We start from the raw sequence: 15306 nt of genomic DNA, 5'->3' as shown, positions 1-15306 counted from the left end.
CAGTCGTTCCGTCCGGGTTCGTGGCGGCTCAGGCCGTCGTGTTCAGGCTCGCGAAATCCGCTCCGCGCTCGACCAGCTCAACGAGCAGCGGCGACGGCCGCCAGAACAGCGGGTCTTCCTTCGCGTACTCGCGGATGTCGGCGAGAATCGTCGCCAGGCCGACGCTGTCCGCGTATTTCATCGGACCGCCGCGGTAGCGCGGAAAGCCGTAGCCGCACAGCAGCGTCACGTCGACGTCGAGCGGGCGCAGCGCGATGCCTTCGTGCACGACATTCGCGCCTTCGTTGATCATCGCGGCCATATAGCGGCGCATGATCTGCTCGTCGGTGAAGCTGCGCGGCGTGACGCCCGCGCGCTTACGCTCGGCGTCGATGACCGCCTCGACTTCGGGATCGGGCATGCCGCCGCGTGATCCTTCGGGGTACAGATAGAATCCGCGGCCCGTCTTCTGGCCGAACCAGCCACGCTCGCACAGGCGGTCGGCGATCTGCACGTAGCGTGCGTTCGGGTCGCGCGTGGCCGCGCGGCGTTTGCGCGCCGCCCAGCCGATGTCGCCGCCCGCGAGGTCGACCACCTGGAACGGGCCCATCGGCAAGCCGAACGCGCGCACGGCCGCGTCGATCTGATACGGCGATGCACCGTCTTCCATCAGCGCGTCCGCGGCGGCGCGATAAACGGCGAGCAGGCGATTGCCGATGAAACCGTCGCACACGCCCGCGCGCACCGGCGTCTTGCGCAGCTTCTTCGCGAGCTCGAACGCGGTCGCGACGACGTCGGCGCTGACCTGCTTCGGCACCACGACTTCGAGCAGCTTCATGATGTTGGCGGGCGAGAAGAAGTGCAGGCCGATCACATCGGCGGGGCGCGAGATGCTGGCCGCGATCGCTTCGATGTCCAGATACGACGTGTTGGTCGCGAGCACCGCGCCGGGCTTGCAGACGCGATCGAGCTCGGCGAACACGGCCTTTTTGACGTCGAGATCTTCGAACACGGCTTCGATCACGAGGTCGACGTGAGCAAGCGCATCGTACGACGTGCTGCCGCTCCAGCGCGCCATGGTCGCGGCTTTCTTTTCGGCGGTGAGGCGGCCTTTGGCGATCAGCCCGTCGTAGACCTTGTCGATGTGCGCGCGGCCGCGCGCGAGCGACGCTTCGTCGCGTTCGATCATCGTGACGGGCAGACCCGCGTCGAGCACCGCGACCGTAATGCCGGCGCCCATCGTGCCGCCGCCGATCACGCCGATCGCCTCGAGCGCGCGCGGTTTCGCGTCGCGCGTTTCAGGCGCTTTCAGCACTTCGCGCTCGGCAAAGAACGCGTGCACGAGACCTGCGCGCTGCGGGCTGTCGAGGCATTGCAGGAACAGCGTGCGTTCGAACTTCAGGCCTTCGTCGAAGGGCTTTTCGATCGCGGCTTCGACGGCGTCGACGATTTTCAGCGGCGAGAACAGGCCGCGCGCTTTCTTCGCGGTTTCTTCACGCGCTTTCGCGATGGCGGCGAGGCTCGCGGCGCGATCGTTCAATGCGGCGGCGTCGCGCGTGCGGCGCACCGGCGCGTGCGCGGCGAGCAGTTCATGCGCGTAAGCGAGCCCTTCGGCGAGGATGTCGTCGCTGTCGCCGAGACGGTCGATCAAGCCCAGCGCGAACGCTTCCTTCGCGCTCGCATGACGGCCGCTCAGGACCAGATCGAGCGCGGCCGGCGCGCCGATCAGGCGCGGCGTGCGTTGCGTGCCGCCCGCGCCGGGCAGCAGGCCGAGCTGCACTTCGGGCAGGCCGAGCTTCGCGCCCTCGACGGCGATCCGGTAATGCGCGGCGAGCGCCACTTCGAGCCCGCCGCCGAGCGCGGCGCCATGCAACGCGGCAATCACGGGTTTCCCGCAGGCCTCGATGCGATTGCACACGTCCGGCAGCGAAGGCGGCAGCGGCGGCTTGCCGAACTCGCGAATATCGGCACCGGCGATGAAATTTCGCCCCGCGCCGACGATCAGCACGGCTTCGACGGCGCGATCGGCGTCGGCGGCTTCGATCGCGGCCAGCAGGCCGCGCCGCACGTCGGCAGAGAGCGCGTTGACCGGCGCGTGGTCGATCGTGACGAGCAGGACCTTGCCGCGCAATTCGCGCATGACGACGTCTGCTGTGGGGGAATGGTTCATCGTGGGTGTCTCCGTATGAGGGTGGCGAAGTGCGCCGGATCGCCCCATTCTGGAGTGGTCAATGTTCATTGACAATCACATGGCCGATTGACAGACTGTCAAAATTATTTTGACAACGACATGCCAATGGACGTCAACTCGCTGACCCTGCTCGTCGACATCCTCGATGCCGGCAATCTGAGCGAAGCGGCGCGCCGGCTCAAGATGAGCCGCGCGAACGTTAGCTATCATTTGAACCAGCTCGAGCGTTCGGTGGGCCTGCAATTGGTGCGGCGCACCACGCGCCGCGTCGAGCCGACCGAGATCGGTCTGCGGCTCTACGAGCACGGCCGTACTATTCGCAACGCATTGCTGGCCGCGCGCGAGTCGGTGACGACGCTGGGCCAAAGCCTGCAAGGGCGAGTGCGGCTGAGCGTGCCGAGCGGCTATGGCCAGCTCGTGATGTCCGACTGGCTGATCGCGTTCAAGCGGCTGTATCCGGGCATCGTGCTCGACGTAATGTTCGAGAACCGCGTCGAGGATCTGATGCGCGACGAGATCGACATCGCCGTGCGCGTGATGTCGGAGCCGCCGCAAAACCTCGTCGCTCGGGACATGGGGCCGGTCCGGTACGTGGCCTGCGCATCCCCCGAATTCGCGCGGACGCACGGCATGCCCGCGACGCTCGACGACCTGCGCAGCGCGCCGTTGATTACCGCGGCCGTGATCGGCAAGCAATTGCGGCTCGCCGCGTATCTGCGCGACGAGCGTCATGAAGTGCTGCTCGAACCGACGATTATTTCGGAAAACTTTCTATTTTTGCGGCAGGCGGTGCTGGCCGGTCTGGGCGTCGGACTCGTGCCGGACTACGTGGTGCAGGACGATCTGAAGCGCGGCGCCGTGCTGAGCGCGCTCGATGCCTGGCGGCTCAGCATCTTCGGCACCCACATGTACATGCTGTACATGCCGAACCGGCACCACACGCGCGCGGCCGGGACGTTCATCGACTTCGTGCTGGAGCAGGCGCAGGGCTCGGGCAGGGGCGGCGCGAACTGAAGCGGCGAACTCAGGCGCCGAGTCTGCGCGCAATGGCCGTCGTGACCATCGGCACGCCGACGCGCAGCAGCTTGCGCACGCCTTCGTCGCTGCCGACTTTCTCCACCGCGTTGTCGATCATCGCCTGCATCACGCTCGCCGGATAAAACTCGCGAAACAGCTCGTTGGCGCCGGTTTGCTCGAAGACGTGATGCAGGAACGACCCAACGGGCGGGCCGATGCGCTTGAAGAGCCCCATCTTGACGACACGGTTGTTGCACAGATGCAGCGTGTACGCGTCGGAACAGAGCTCCGCGCACTCTTCGAAATAGCGCGGCAGGAACACCTTGTAGTAGTCGTTGAAATGCACCGGATAGAACAGGCTTTCGGGAAGACCGGCCTTCACGCCATAGACGGCGGTCAATAGACGCGGGCCGGTGTCGCCCCACTTCAGTGCGGTGCCTTTCATCGCTTCGACCCGTTCGATCGCCTCATGCAAGCGCGGCTGATCCGGATCGAGCCTCAGAATCGCATTGCAGATGCTCGTCTGGGTTTCCCGCCCGATCAGGTCGCCCTTGGCGTTCAGATCGAAATCGCGCAACAGCAGCATATCGGTGTCGACCCAGATCTCGTCGGTCTTCGTGAACATCACGAAGCGGAAATAGTCGGTGAAATGCTGCATCGACGGCACCCCGTGAATCGGGAAGTCGTTCAGCGAATCGCGCGGCAGTATCGTGGTCGCGTCTTTCGCGATCACACCGGGCGGCAATCCGGCGATCGGCTCGTAGCTATAAAGCGCGACCTCGCTGCCGTACCGCGTGAACGAATTCAGACAGGCGACTTCATAGGGAGAAAGTTCCGGTCCGTGCCAGAACGATGCAAATCTTGCCTTGCGCATATGTCATCCGGGGTGACGATCATGCGGCGCAACATAGGCGCCGAACCTGTGTAACGATCCTAGACGGGGACGGCACAGGTCAGACTTAAAGGGCTTGAATCACACAGGAGTTGTCGCAAAACGTTGAGTTCAGCGCGACGGGCCGGCGATTATTGGCGGGACTATGTCGTATTTGGCAAAGCCAATTGCGCAAGGCGACGCGGCGAACGGGACCGGCAAGATCGTGGGCTAAACTGCGCAACACCGGCCATGCGCGCGCAGAAGGAGCAAGCAATGGGCCATGCATTACTCCATGCAGCGATAGCGACGATATTCAGGAGACGCGATGAACCTCGACGGCGAGACTTACGATTCGCTCACGGCCAATTTCACGTGGCGCATTCCACCGCGCTACAACATCGGCGTCGATGCATGCGACAAGTGGGCCGATGGCTCGGGGCGTCTCGCGCTGATCTACGAAGATGCCGACGGCCGCGCGACCCGCTATACGTTCGACGAACTGAAAGCCCTGTCCGACCGCTTCGCCAATGCGCTGCTCGCGGCGGGCGCACGGCGCGGCGAGCGCGTCGGCATCTTCCTGTCGCAATCGATCGAAACGGCCATCGCGCATCTCGCGGCCTACAAGGCCGGCATGGTCGCGGTGCCGTTGTTCGCGCTGTTCGGCGTCGACGCGATCGAGCATCGGCTCGGCGATAGCGGTGCGGTCGCACTTATCACCGATCACGCCGGCGTGCAAAAGATCGACGAAATCCGCGGCGCGCTGCCGGAGTTGCGACACGTGTTCAGCGTCGATATCGAGCAGGACGACGAAGCATCGGACGCGCCCGTGAGGTCGTTCTGGCAGGCGTTGCATAGCGCTTCGCCTGAGTTCACGCCGGCCGATACCGCCGCGGACGATCCGGCGATCATCATCTATACGTCGGGCACGACCGGAAAACCGAAGGGCGCGCTGCACGGGCATCGCGTGTTGCTCGGCCATCTGCCCGGCGTCGAGATGTCGCAGCAGGGCTTTCCCGCGCACGCGACGCTGATGTGGACGCCCGCGGACTGGGCGTGGATCGGCGGTCTGTTCGATGTGCTGCTGCCGTCGTGGCATCACGGCGTCGCGGTGCTCGCGCGCCGTTTTGCAAAATTCGACGGCCACGCCGCGTTCGATCTGCTCGCGCGTCACGCGGTCTCCCATGCGTTTTTGCCGCCGACCGCGCTGAAGATGATGCGCGGCGTCGAGCGGCCCGCTCATCTGCGGCTCGCGTTGCGATCGGTCGCGAGCGGCGGCGAATCCCTTGGCGAGGAACTGATCGGCTGGGGGCGCGATGCGCTCGGCGTGACGATCAACGAGTTCTACGGGCAGACCGAGTGCAACGTCGTGGTGTCGTCGTGCGCGGCGCTGTTCGAGCCGCGCTTCGGCGCGATCGGGCGCGCGGTGCCGGGGCACCATGTCGCGATCGTCGATGCCGCCGGCAACGAACTGCCGCCTGGCGCGATCGGCGATATCGCGGTGGCCGCGCCCGATCCGGTGATGTTTGTCGGCTACTGGCGCAACGAGGCGGCGACGCGCGAGAAATTCCGCGGCAAGTTTCTGCTGACCGGCGATCTCGGCACGCGCGACGCGGACGGCTTCATCCGCTTCGTCGGCCGCGGCGACGACGTGATCATGAGCGCCGGCTACCGGATCGGGCCCGCGTCGATCGAGGATTCGCTGCTGCGTCATCCGGCCGTCGCGATGGCCGCCGTGGTCGGCGCGCCCGATCGCGACCGCACCGAAATCGTGATGGCGTTCGTCGTGCTGAAAGCGGGCTTCGTCGGCGACGATGCGCTGGTGCGCGAGATCCAGCTGCACGTAAAGACGCGACTGGCTGCGCACGAATATCCGCGCGAGATTCGCTTTGTCGAAAGTCTGCCGATGACGGCCACCGGCAAGGTGATCCGCAAGGCGCTGCGCGAGGCGCTGGGGCAGAGCGGCGCGCACGACCCGGACGCGATCCCGCCGGCGAAAAACTGAGTCTGCTACGATGACCCACCCACGATGAGAATCACAGCGGAGACATGGAATGCGCCCCGAGAGTGCGATTCGTTTCGACCAGGAGTTCGCGCCGCGCATTGCCGAGGCGATCGCCGCGTGTGTCGCGAAGACCGTTCACACCGACGTGCTGCCGCATGGCGAGCTTGGGCAGCCCACCCGCGTGCGGATTCACGCCACGCCGCTCGATGAACTCGGTCATTACCCGCATCCATTGAATCTGTATCTGACCTGGGACAGCGATGAAATAGAAAGACTGATGGGCGAGCAAGGCGCGACGCGTTTCGCCAGATATCTGGCCGCGTTGCCGCGCAAGCTCAACGCGTGGACCCAGGCGCGCGAACTCGATTTCTCCACGCACACGCAGGGTGAGCCGGTTACGTTGATCGGCGGGCTCGATTTCGAAGCGTAGACGCTCGCGCGCGATTGCGGGTTTGCGCTGGAAATAGCTGGATAAAAAACGGCCGCTGTGCTCGAAGAGCCAGCGGCCGTTGCTTTTACAGCGTTGGGTGACAGCGACGCTCAGCCGCCCAGCGCCGGATCGCTGATGCTGTCATTGCCCGTCTCGACGTGACCGGCGATGCGGCGGGCAAACGTCGGGTCCGTATCGACGGTGATCGCGAGATCGTACCAGCCGTATGCTTTGCGCAGATCGAGGTACAGATTGTCGGTGTCGCCGCCGCGCACCGAATGCTTGATCACATGGTCCTTGTCGTACGCGTTGACGATCGTGAACTGGCACCGCGCGCTGCCGACGTTCTCGAGCCGCAGTTGCAGATTGCCGTTCGCGACATCGTAGCCTTCGACGACGGCCGGCCGTGCGGTGTCCGAACCATTCCACCCGTTACGCGCGACCACTTTGCCCGCGAAGCGGCGCAGAAACCCATTCGGTCCGTGCACGCTGAAGTCGTAGCTGCCATCGGCGTTGAGCATCAGCGTGTCCTGCAGATGCTTGCCCGCTTCGACGGTATAGCTGCGCGGCGCGTCGGCGCTATTGGCCGCGTACACGAGGAACACCGCGCCCGCGCGGCCGGTGTTGACGAAGCGCATCGTCAGCTGGCCGTTCGAGCCTTCGTCGACGCGCACGAACAGTTCATACGGCAGCGCGCGTGCCGGGCGCACGCCCGCTTCCTGCTTCGGCACCGTCTGCACCGTCGGCGTTTGCGGCACGTAGTCCGGGTGACGGTTCCGGTCGGGCGGCACGTAGCCGCTCGTGCTCGGCAGCGACGGCACCGACGCGTTCGGATTCGCGAAGTTGAACGCGGAGGTCAGATCGCCGCACACCGCGCGACGCCACGGCGTGATGTTCGATTCGCCGAGATTGTGCCGGTGGCCGAAGCGCTTTTCGATGAAGCGAATCACCGACGAGTGGTCGAACACTTCGGAGCACACGTAGCCGCCTTTGGACCACGGCGACACCACCAGCATCGGCACGCGTGGTCCGAGCCCGTACGGCCCGGCGACGTTCTTCGGATCGCCCGGATAGATCTCATTCGCGATATCGACGGTCGACAGACCGTTCGCGCTCGACACGGCCGCGAACGGCGCGGCGATGTGATCGAAGAAGCCGTCGTTTTCGTCGTAGTTGATCAGCAGCACGGTCTTGCTCCACACGTCCGGGTTCGACGTGAGGATCTGCAGCACCTGATCGATGTACCACGCGCCGTAGTTGGTCGGCCAGTTCGGGTGTTCGCTGTACGCTTCGGGCGCGACGATCCACGACACCTGCGGCAGCGTGCCGTTCTGCACGTCGCGCTTCAGGATGTCGAAGTAGCCGTCGCCGTTCGCCGCGTTGGTGCCGGTACGCGCGTTGTCATACAGAGGGTTGCCCGGCTGCGCGTTGCGATACTGGTTGAAATAGAGCAGCGAGTTGTCGCCGTAGTTGCCGATGTACGCGTTCTGCGTCCAGCCCCAGGAGCCGTTCGCGTCGAGCCCGGTGCCGATGTCCTGATAGATCTTCCACGAGATGCCCGCGTTCTGCAGCACTTCGGGGAAGGTCGACCAGCCGTAGCCGAGCTCCGAATTGTCGATCACCGGACCGCCGCCGCTGCCGTCGTTGCCGACCCAGCCGCTCCACATGTAATAGCGGTTCGGATCGGTCGGACCCATCAGCGAGCAGTGGTACGCGTCGCAGATCGTGAATGCGTCGGCGAGCTGATAGTGGAACGGGATGTCGTCGCGCGTCAGGTAGGCCATCGTGGTCGCGCCTTTCGACGGTACCCACTGATCGTTGCGGCCGCCGTTCCATGCGGCGTGTGTGGTGCCCCAGTCGTGCGCCAGATCCTGCAGGAATTGCAGGCCGAGGTTCGGCGCGCTCGGACGGAACGGCAGCACGTAGCTGGCGCCGGTGGTATCGGTTGTGAGCGGCTGATACCACACCGGCTGGCCATTCGCGAGGTTGATTGCACGCGTGTCGCCGAAGCCCCGCACGCCCTTGAGCGTGCCGAAGTAGTGGTCGAACGAGCGGTTCTCCTGCATCAGCACGACGATATGCTCGACGTCGCGGATCGTGCCGGTCCGGTTGTTGGCCGGAAGCGCGAGCGCATTGCGGATGCCGGGCGGCAGCATGCTCAACGCGGTAAAGGAACCGGCGGCTTGCGCGGCCGAGCGCAGAAAATCACGGCGATTTGTTGAGGTCATGGTTGTGGCTTTGATCTTCGGTGGAGGAAAAGGCACGGGGAAGACGAATTGCGGTGCTGAAACGGCAATGCTGTGCCGGACGCGCGAAGTCAGGCTCGTCTCCGCGCGCGGCGCAATGCTCAATCGACGGTATGGATGACGGGGCGGGCAAGCGGCGGCGCAGCGGCGGACAGCGCCGTGCCGGCTTCTGATGCCGGTGCCGCTGGTGTCTGGATCGTCAGTGTCGGCGGCGCGGAGTCGGCCGGCGGAGGGGCGATCGATGGGTCGCCGGGATTAGCGGCGGAATGTTCCGTTGAACTGATCGTATTCGTGCTCGCGGGCGGGTCGTCGTTGCTGCATGCTCCCGCTAGCGCGCACAGCGCGATGACCGCCACGGCGCCGCTCAAACGTTTGCGGCGCGGCGCACGAATCGGCTTCGACACGAAAGGCATGGCACAGTCTCCGGGCGAGGAAGGGATGCCTCGCCATCGATGTGCCGAGGTCAGCGATGCGCAAGCATAATCGCCGATCCGTGTAATTTTTATGAAGTATCGGTAACAGCCAGGGCGCCGCTTATCGCTGCGCGCGAACGAACGCAGCGATCGCGTCGTTGAGCGCCGCGGGCGCATCGCGATGCGGCGAGTGTCCGCATGCGTCGAGCTTCACGAGTTGCGCGTGTGGCACGCGGGCGGCGATCGTGTCGATCTGCGCCATCGTGCCGTAGTTGTCGTCGTGGCCCTGGATCGCGAGCAGCGGTCGGCGGATCCGCGCGAGCGCCTCGACGATCGACCACTGCCTGAACCCGGGATCGAGCCAGATATCGTTCCAGCCGTAGAACGCGGAATCGACGTCGGCATGGTAGCGGGCGAGCTTCGCGCGCAGATCGGTGCTTTCGTAAAGTTGCTTCGTCTGCGCGATGCTTTGCACCGAGATGTCTTCGACGAAGACGTGCGGTGCGACTGCGATCGCGCCCGCCAGGGCATCCGGATACAGCGCCGCGTACAGCAGCGCGATCGAGCCGCCGTCGCTATGGCCGATCACCCACATGCGCTGGCGTTGCCGCAAGTCGATATCGAGCGCGTCGAGCAAGTCCGGGAGAATGGCGCGCGCTTGCGCAGTCATGAAATCGACCGGCCATTTCTCGTCAGGCGCACGCGGGGTCGAGAGTCCGTAGCCGGGCCGCGAATAGACGAGCCCGCGCATGCCGAGCCGCTCGCACAACGTCTGTGGCCAGTCGCGCCACATCGCGATCGAGCCGAGACCTTCGTGCAGGAAGACCGCGATCGGCGGATCGTCCTGTTGAGCATTCGCCTGCTCGTTGACCCACCGGTACTCGATCCGCAGCGGCTCATGCGACGCGGTTGCCGGCAGTTCGGCGAAGCCGCTGGCGGCATTCACGAAGGAGGTGGCAGGGGCGGTACCTCGGTTCTGCGTCAATGAATCACCTATGACAGTTCGCGTAGTTTGAAGCGTTGAATCTTGCCGGTTGCGGTTTTCGGCAGATCGTCGGTAAACACGATATCGCGCGGGTACTTGTGCGGCGCGAGCCGTTCCTTGACGAAGGTCTTCAGTTCGTCGGCGAGCATCTCGGACGGCATGAAGTCGCGCTTGAGCACGACGAACGCGCGCGTCTTCACGAGTCCGCCATGATCGACGCCGACCACCGCCGCTTCGAGCACCGCCGGATGCGCGACGAGCACCATCTCGACCTCGATTGGCGACACATACTGGCCGCTTACTTTCAGCATGTCGTCGCTGCGGCCCGCGTACACATAACAGCCGTTCGCGAGACGCCGATACTTGTCGCCGCTTCTGATCCATTCGCCGAGAAACGTCGCGCGCGTTTTCTCGCGATTGCTCCAGTACATCAGCGCCGCGCTCGGCCCTTTGATGAACAGATCGCCGACTTCGCCATCGGGCACCGGCCGCCCGGCCTCGTCGCGCAACTCGACTTCGTAGCCCGGCACGGGGCGTCCGGTCGTGCCGTATTCGACTTCGCCCGCGCGATTCGACAGGAAGATGTGCAGCATTTCCGTCGAGCCGATGCCATCGAGAATCTCGGCACCGAAGTGCGCGGTGAAGCGTTCGCCGACATCGCGCGGCAACGCCTCGCCGGCCGACGCGCACACGCGGATCGCGACGTCGGCGCGCGCGGGCAGATTGGGCGACACCAGCATGTTCGCGTACAAGGTCGGCACGCCGCAGAACACGGTCGGGCGCTGCTTGACGAGGCGCGTGAAAATCGCGTCGGCGGTCGGGCGCTCGGCCATCAGGATCGCGGTCGCGCCGACCGACAGCGGAAACGTCAGCGCGTTGCCGAGCCCATACGCAAAGAACAGCTTCGCCGCCGAAAACACCACGTCGCTCTCGACGATGCCGAGCACCGGCTTCGCATACAGCTCGGCGGTCCAGTACAGATTCGCGTGCGTGTGGACGGTGCCTTTCGGCTTGCCGGTCGAGCCCGACGAATAGAGCCAGAACGCGATGTCGTCCGCGTTGCTCGCGCAGCCTTTGACGGCCGGTGTGGCGGTATCGACCAGCGTTTCGAAGTGGGGCGCCCCGGGCGGCTTTCCGGTGGAAGCGTCTGGCTGCGAGACGATCAGCTGGCAGCCGTCGTCGTCGATGCTGCTCAGCGCCTGCGTCACGTTGGGTAGCAACGGTTCCGACACGATCACCGCGCGCGCATGGCTGTGCGTCAGCATGTACGTATAGTCGGCGGCGGTCAGCAGCGTGTTCGCGACGACCGGCACGATGCCGGCGTATAGCGCGCCGAGAAACGCGACCGGCAACGATACGGTGTCGAGCATCACGAGCAGCACGCGCTCCTCGGGATGCACGCCGAGCGCACGCAGTGCGCTGGCGCAGCGCCGCGCGCGCTGTTCGAGTTCGCCGTAGGTCGTCGCGCCGTGGTCGTCGATATAAGCGACCTTGCTCGCGCGCGCTTCGTTCAACTGGAACAGATGCCTCGCGAAGTTGAACAGCGGGGGCGGCGGCGCAACCGGCTCGCGCGCGCCCGTTTCCAGCAGGGCTTCCATATGTCTCCTCCGTCCGTGGATGCGGTCCGGCTTTTGTCTGCTCGTGATCCGCTCGATGCTGGCCGCTCGCGGCTCACGCGCGCGTGAATTCGATCGCCCCTTGCGGCAGCAGATACAGCACCAGCGCCTGGCCGTTCGCGACGGTCGGCCGATGCGCGGAGCCGGGGCCATACACGCACCAGCCGGCCGGATGCCCGTCGAACGTCGCGCCTTCGGTGAGCGGCATGATCAGATCGATCTCGCCGTGCGGATGGACGTGGTGCGGACCGGCAATGTCCTGCATGTCGACGACGTCGACGGAAAAGCCGTGCGTGTCGGGCAGCGCCTTGAAGATGCGGCCGTAGCGGATGCCGCCGGCCTCGCGGTTGCACAGCCAGCCTTCGGCGGCGCCTGTGCGGCATGCGTTCGCGAGTTCGTGAAAGGTGGGACTGTCGGCGGGCCAGGTGTCGTTCAGCCAGTCGGCGAGCGCGGCGTCGAGCGGCCGCCCGGCGAGTTGCCCAGTGACGCCTGCGATCAGGCGCTGGAATTCCTGTGCGGACATGCGAGCCTCCAGAAGCGCGCTCACGCAGGCCGGACGGCCGGCCCCGGGATGGCCGGCCCCCGGAACTTTGGTGCATGCGTGGTGCCGCGCCGTCTCCATGACGCGGCCGGAATACAAGGGCGGCGCGCGACTGTGTTTGTGATTGGATCAGCTTTTGGCGAAAATTAAACCGTTCACCCGGTGCGTGTCAAGCACTATAGTACATATATCGTAGTCAAGAGGTTGCAAAACATGAACCAAAAGTACCCGCCCGCACCGTTGAATGAAGCCGATGACGACGCGGCCCGCATCGAACGCCTCGAGCGCGCAGGTGACCGCACGGCCGAACGCGGCGGCGAGCGCGAAGAACGCGACCCGTTCCTGACCGCGATGGGCGAGCGCGTGCGTTTGCTGCGCGCGCGCCGTGGCATGACACGCAAGACGCTGGCGGCCGAAACCGGTTTGTCGGAGCGGCATCTGGCGAACCTCGAATCGGGCGTCGGCAATGCGTCGGTGCTGGTGCTGCGGCAGCTCGCGGCCGCGCTGAACTGTCCGCTCGCCGAGGTGATCGGCGACGAAACCACTGCGTCCGCCGAATGGCTGCTGATCCGCGAACTGCTGCAGGGGCGCGACCAGGCGGCGCTGCAGCGCGCGCGCATCGCGCTCGCGGAAATGTTCGCGCAGGCGCCGCGCGACCCGCACCGCAAGGACCGTATTGCGCTGATCGGTCTGCGCGGCGCGGGCAAGTCGACGCTCGGACGCATGCTCGCGCAGGAGCGCAAGGTGCCGTTCATCGAACTCACGCGCGTGATCGAACAGCTCGCGGGTTGTCCGCCGTCGGAGATTCATTCGCTATACGGCGCGAGCGCGTATCGACGCTACGAGCAGCGCGCGCTAGAGGCGGTGATCCACGAACATTCGCGCGCGGTGATCGCGTCCCCGGGCGGGCTCGTGTCGGAATCGGGCACGTTCAACGTGCTGCTGTCGCACTGCTTCACCGTATGGTTGCAGGCGACGCCCGAAGAACATATGCGCCGCGTCGTCGCGCAAGGCGATCTGCGGCCGATGTCCGGCAACCGCGAGGCGATGGACGACCTGAAACGCATCCTTGCCGGGCGCGCGGAGCTGTACGGGCGGGCCGACATGACGTTCGACACCAGCGAAAAGACGCTCGCCGATGCGTACCTGCAGTTGCGCGACCGTCTCGCCGCGCGTCTCGCGGCGGAAGCGCCCGACGAAGCGCGCGTGAACTGACCGATCGGGAGCGCCAGGGTTTCCCCGTAAAAGTGCACTAAAGTGCTTTACGCTGGTATGTTGATGCACTATTGTTCAAAAAACAGATTGCATCGTCCAGTCAGGAGACGCCCTATGTCCACAGCACCTACCGTCGTTGCCGAGGCCGCGCCGGTCGACTACCGCACCGAGCCGTCACAGTACAAGCACTGGAAGCTGAGCTTCAACGGCCCGGTTGCGACGCTCGGCATCGACATCGCCGAGGACGGCGGCATTCGCGGCGGCTACAAGCTGAAGCTCAATTCGTACGACCTCGGCGTCGACATCGAGCTGCACGATGCGATCCAGCGGATTCGCTTCGAGCATCCGGAAGTCCGCACGGTGGTGGTGACGAGCCTGAAGGACCGGGTATTCTGCTCGGGCGCGAATATCTTCATGCTGGGGCTGTCGTCGCACGCTTGGAAGGTCAACTTCTGCAAGTTCACGAACGAAACGCGCAACGGGCTCGAAGATTCGTCGCGCCATTCGGGGTTGAAGTTTCTGGCCGCGGTGAACGGCGCGTGCGCGGGTGGCGGTTATGAACTCGCGCTCGCCTGCGACGAAATCTATCTGATCGACGATCGTTCCTCTTCGGTGTCACTGCCGGAAGTGCCGCTGCTCGGCGTGCTGCCCGGCACCGGCGGTCTCACGCGCGTGACCGACAAACGCAAGGTGCGCCACGATCGCGCTGATATTTTCTGCACGGTGGTCGAGGGTGTGCGTGGCGAGCGTGCGAAGGCATGGCGTCTCGTCGACGAAGTCGTGAAGCCCAACCAGTTCGAGCAGGCCATTCAGGCGCGCGCGCTCGAACTCGGCGCGCACAGCGATCGTCCGGCCGATGCCAAGGGCGTCGCGCTCACGCGCATCGAACGCACGGATCGCGAAGACGGCCTCGGCTATCAAACCGTGGACGTGACCATCGATCGCGCGAAACGTGTGGCGACCTTCACCGCGCGCGCGCCGCGCACCGAGCAACCGACCGACCTCGCCGCGATCGTCGCGGCCGGCGCCAACTGGTGGCCGCTGCAATTCGCCCGTGAACTCGACGACGCGATCCTGTCTATGCGCACCAACGCGCTCGACATCGGCACCTGGGTGTTCAAGACCGAAGGCGACGCGCGCCATCTGCTCGCCGTCGATGCGACGCTGCTGCGGCACAAGGATCACTGGTTCGTGCGCGAAACGATCGGCATGCTGCGCCGCACGCTCGCGCGCCTCGACGTGTCGTCGCGTTCCATCTTCACGCTGATCGAGCCGGGCTCGTGCTTCGCCGGCACGTTCGCCGAACTGGCGTTCGCTGCCGATCGCACCTACATGGCGGCGCTGCCCGACAACGAGGACGAGGAGCCGTCGATCACGCTGTCGGAAGTCAACTTCGGTCTGTATCCGATGGTCACGCATCAATCGCGGCTCGCGCGGCGCTTCTACGAGGAAGCCGAGCCCCTCGACGCGGTGCGCGCGCTTATCGGCCAGCCGGTCAAGGCGCTCGACGCCGAGCGCCTCGGTCTCGTCACCGCGTCGCCGGACGATATCGATTGGGCCGACGAAATCCGCATCGCGCTCGAAGAGCGCGCGGCGATGTCGCCCGATGCGTTGACCGGCCTCGAAGCGAATCTGCGCTTCAATGGGCCGGAGACGATGGAGACGCGCATCTTCGGCCGTCTCACCGCCTGGCAGAACTGGATCTTCAACCGGCCGAACGCAGTGGGCGACAAGGGTGCGCTCAAGGTGTACGGCAAGGGCAGCAAGGCGCAATTCGATGTGTCGCGCGTGTAATCG

12 protein-coding genes are annotated in these 15306 nt (G+C 65.3%); 5 read left to right on the top strand and 7 right to left on the bottom strand.

From position 1 onward, the window contains the following. Positions 1 to 28: 28 nt before the first annotated feature. Complete coding sequence (locus AB3X95_RS05320; protein WP_368620847.1) at positions 29 to 2149, bottom strand: 3-hydroxyacyl-CoA dehydrogenase NAD-binding domain-containing protein; 2121 nt, start codon at positions 2147 to 2149, stop codon at positions 29 to 31. A 126-nt stretch (positions 2150 to 2275) separates the two neighbouring features. On the opposite strand from AB3X95_RS05320, the gene AB3X95_RS05315 reads away from it, so the two are divergent. Further along, entirely contained in the window at positions 2276 to 3184 is a 909-nt protein-coding gene (locus AB3X95_RS05315; protein ID WP_368620846.1) for a LysR family transcriptional regulator, read from the top strand. Positions 3185 to 3194: 10 nt separating this feature from the next. Here AB3X95_RS05315 and AB3X95_RS05310 read toward each other — a convergent pair whose 3' ends face one another. Continuing rightward, positions 3195 to 4061, bottom strand: coding sequence for a hypothetical protein (locus tag AB3X95_RS05310; RefSeq protein WP_368620845.1), 867 nt, complete (start codon positions 4059 to 4061; stop codon positions 3195 to 3197). A gap of 325 nt (positions 4062 to 4386) precedes the next feature. On the opposite strand from AB3X95_RS05310, the gene AB3X95_RS05305 reads away from it, so the two are divergent. Together AB3X95_RS05305 and AB3X95_RS05300 are read left to right on the top strand one after the other, a co-directional pair. Continuing rightward, entirely contained in the window at positions 4387 to 6063 is a 1677-nt protein-coding gene (locus tag AB3X95_RS05305) for an acyl-CoA synthetase (RefSeq protein ID WP_368620844.1), read from the top strand. Positions 6064 to 6112: 49 nt separating this feature from the next. Then, the gene (locus AB3X95_RS05300; RefSeq protein ID WP_176124039.1) at positions 6113 to 6493 is read left to right on the top strand and encodes a DUF5594 family protein; all 381 of its coding nucleotides are present in this window, start codon (positions 6113 to 6115) and stop codon (positions 6491 to 6493) included. Positions 6494 to 6603: 110 nt separating this feature from the next. On the opposite strand, the gene AB3X95_RS05295 is transcribed toward AB3X95_RS05300, so the two are convergent. From AB3X95_RS05295 to AB3X95_RS05275, 5 genes are all read right to left on the bottom strand, one after another. Continuing rightward, positions 6604 to 8721, bottom strand: a complete 2118-nt coding sequence (locus AB3X95_RS05295) for a phosphocholine-specific phospholipase C (RefSeq protein ID WP_368620843.1) — start codon at positions 8719 to 8721, stop codon at positions 6604 to 6606. 119 nt (positions 8722 to 8840) lie between these two features. Then, a complete protein-coding gene (locus AB3X95_RS05290) occupies positions 8841 to 9152 on the bottom strand; it encodes a hypothetical protein (RefSeq protein WP_184226611.1) in 312 nt (103 codons plus the stop codon). Between the two features lie 121 nt (positions 9153 to 9273). Then, positions 9274 to 10137 (bottom strand): alpha/beta fold hydrolase, encoded by an 864-nt coding sequence (locus tag AB3X95_RS05285; protein WP_184226612.1) that lies wholly within the window; start codon positions 10135 to 10137, stop codon positions 9274 to 9276. An 8-nt stretch (positions 10138 to 10145) separates the two neighbouring features. Then, the gene (locus AB3X95_RS05280; RefSeq protein WP_368620842.1) at positions 10146 to 11735 is read right to left on the bottom strand and encodes a benzoate-CoA ligase family protein; all 1590 of its coding nucleotides are present in this window, start codon (positions 11733 to 11735) and stop codon (positions 10146 to 10148) included. A 73-nt stretch (positions 11736 to 11808) separates the two neighbouring features. Continuing rightward, a complete protein-coding gene (locus AB3X95_RS05275) occupies positions 11809 to 12276 on the bottom strand; it encodes a DUF4863 family protein (RefSeq protein WP_176368073.1) in 468 nt (155 codons plus the stop codon). A 231-nt stretch (positions 12277 to 12507) separates the two neighbouring features. On the opposite strand from AB3X95_RS05275, the gene AB3X95_RS05270 reads away from it, so the two are divergent. Further along, positions 12508 to 13509: a helix-turn-helix transcriptional regulator gene (locus tag AB3X95_RS05270; RefSeq protein WP_368620841.1), complete on the top strand. Its 1002-nt coding sequence runs from the start codon at positions 12508 to 12510 to the stop codon at positions 13507 to 13509. A 114-nt stretch (positions 13510 to 13623) separates the two neighbouring features. Then, a complete protein-coding gene (gene boxC / locus AB3X95_RS05265; RefSeq protein ID WP_368620840.1) occupies positions 13624 to 15303 on the top strand; it encodes a 2,3-epoxybenzoyl-CoA dihydrolase in 1680 nt (559 codons plus the stop codon). Positions 15304 to 15306 lie beyond the last annotated feature (3 nt).

Source organism: Paraburkholderia sp. BR13444 (assembly GCF_040948755.1).
GTDB classification, from domain to species: domain Bacteria; phylum Pseudomonadota; class Gammaproteobacteria; order Burkholderiales; family Burkholderiaceae; genus Paraburkholderia; species Paraburkholderia youngii.
The sequence above is the reverse complement of the archived record's forward strand: the minus strand, read 5'-3'. Positions and strand labels throughout refer to the sequence as shown.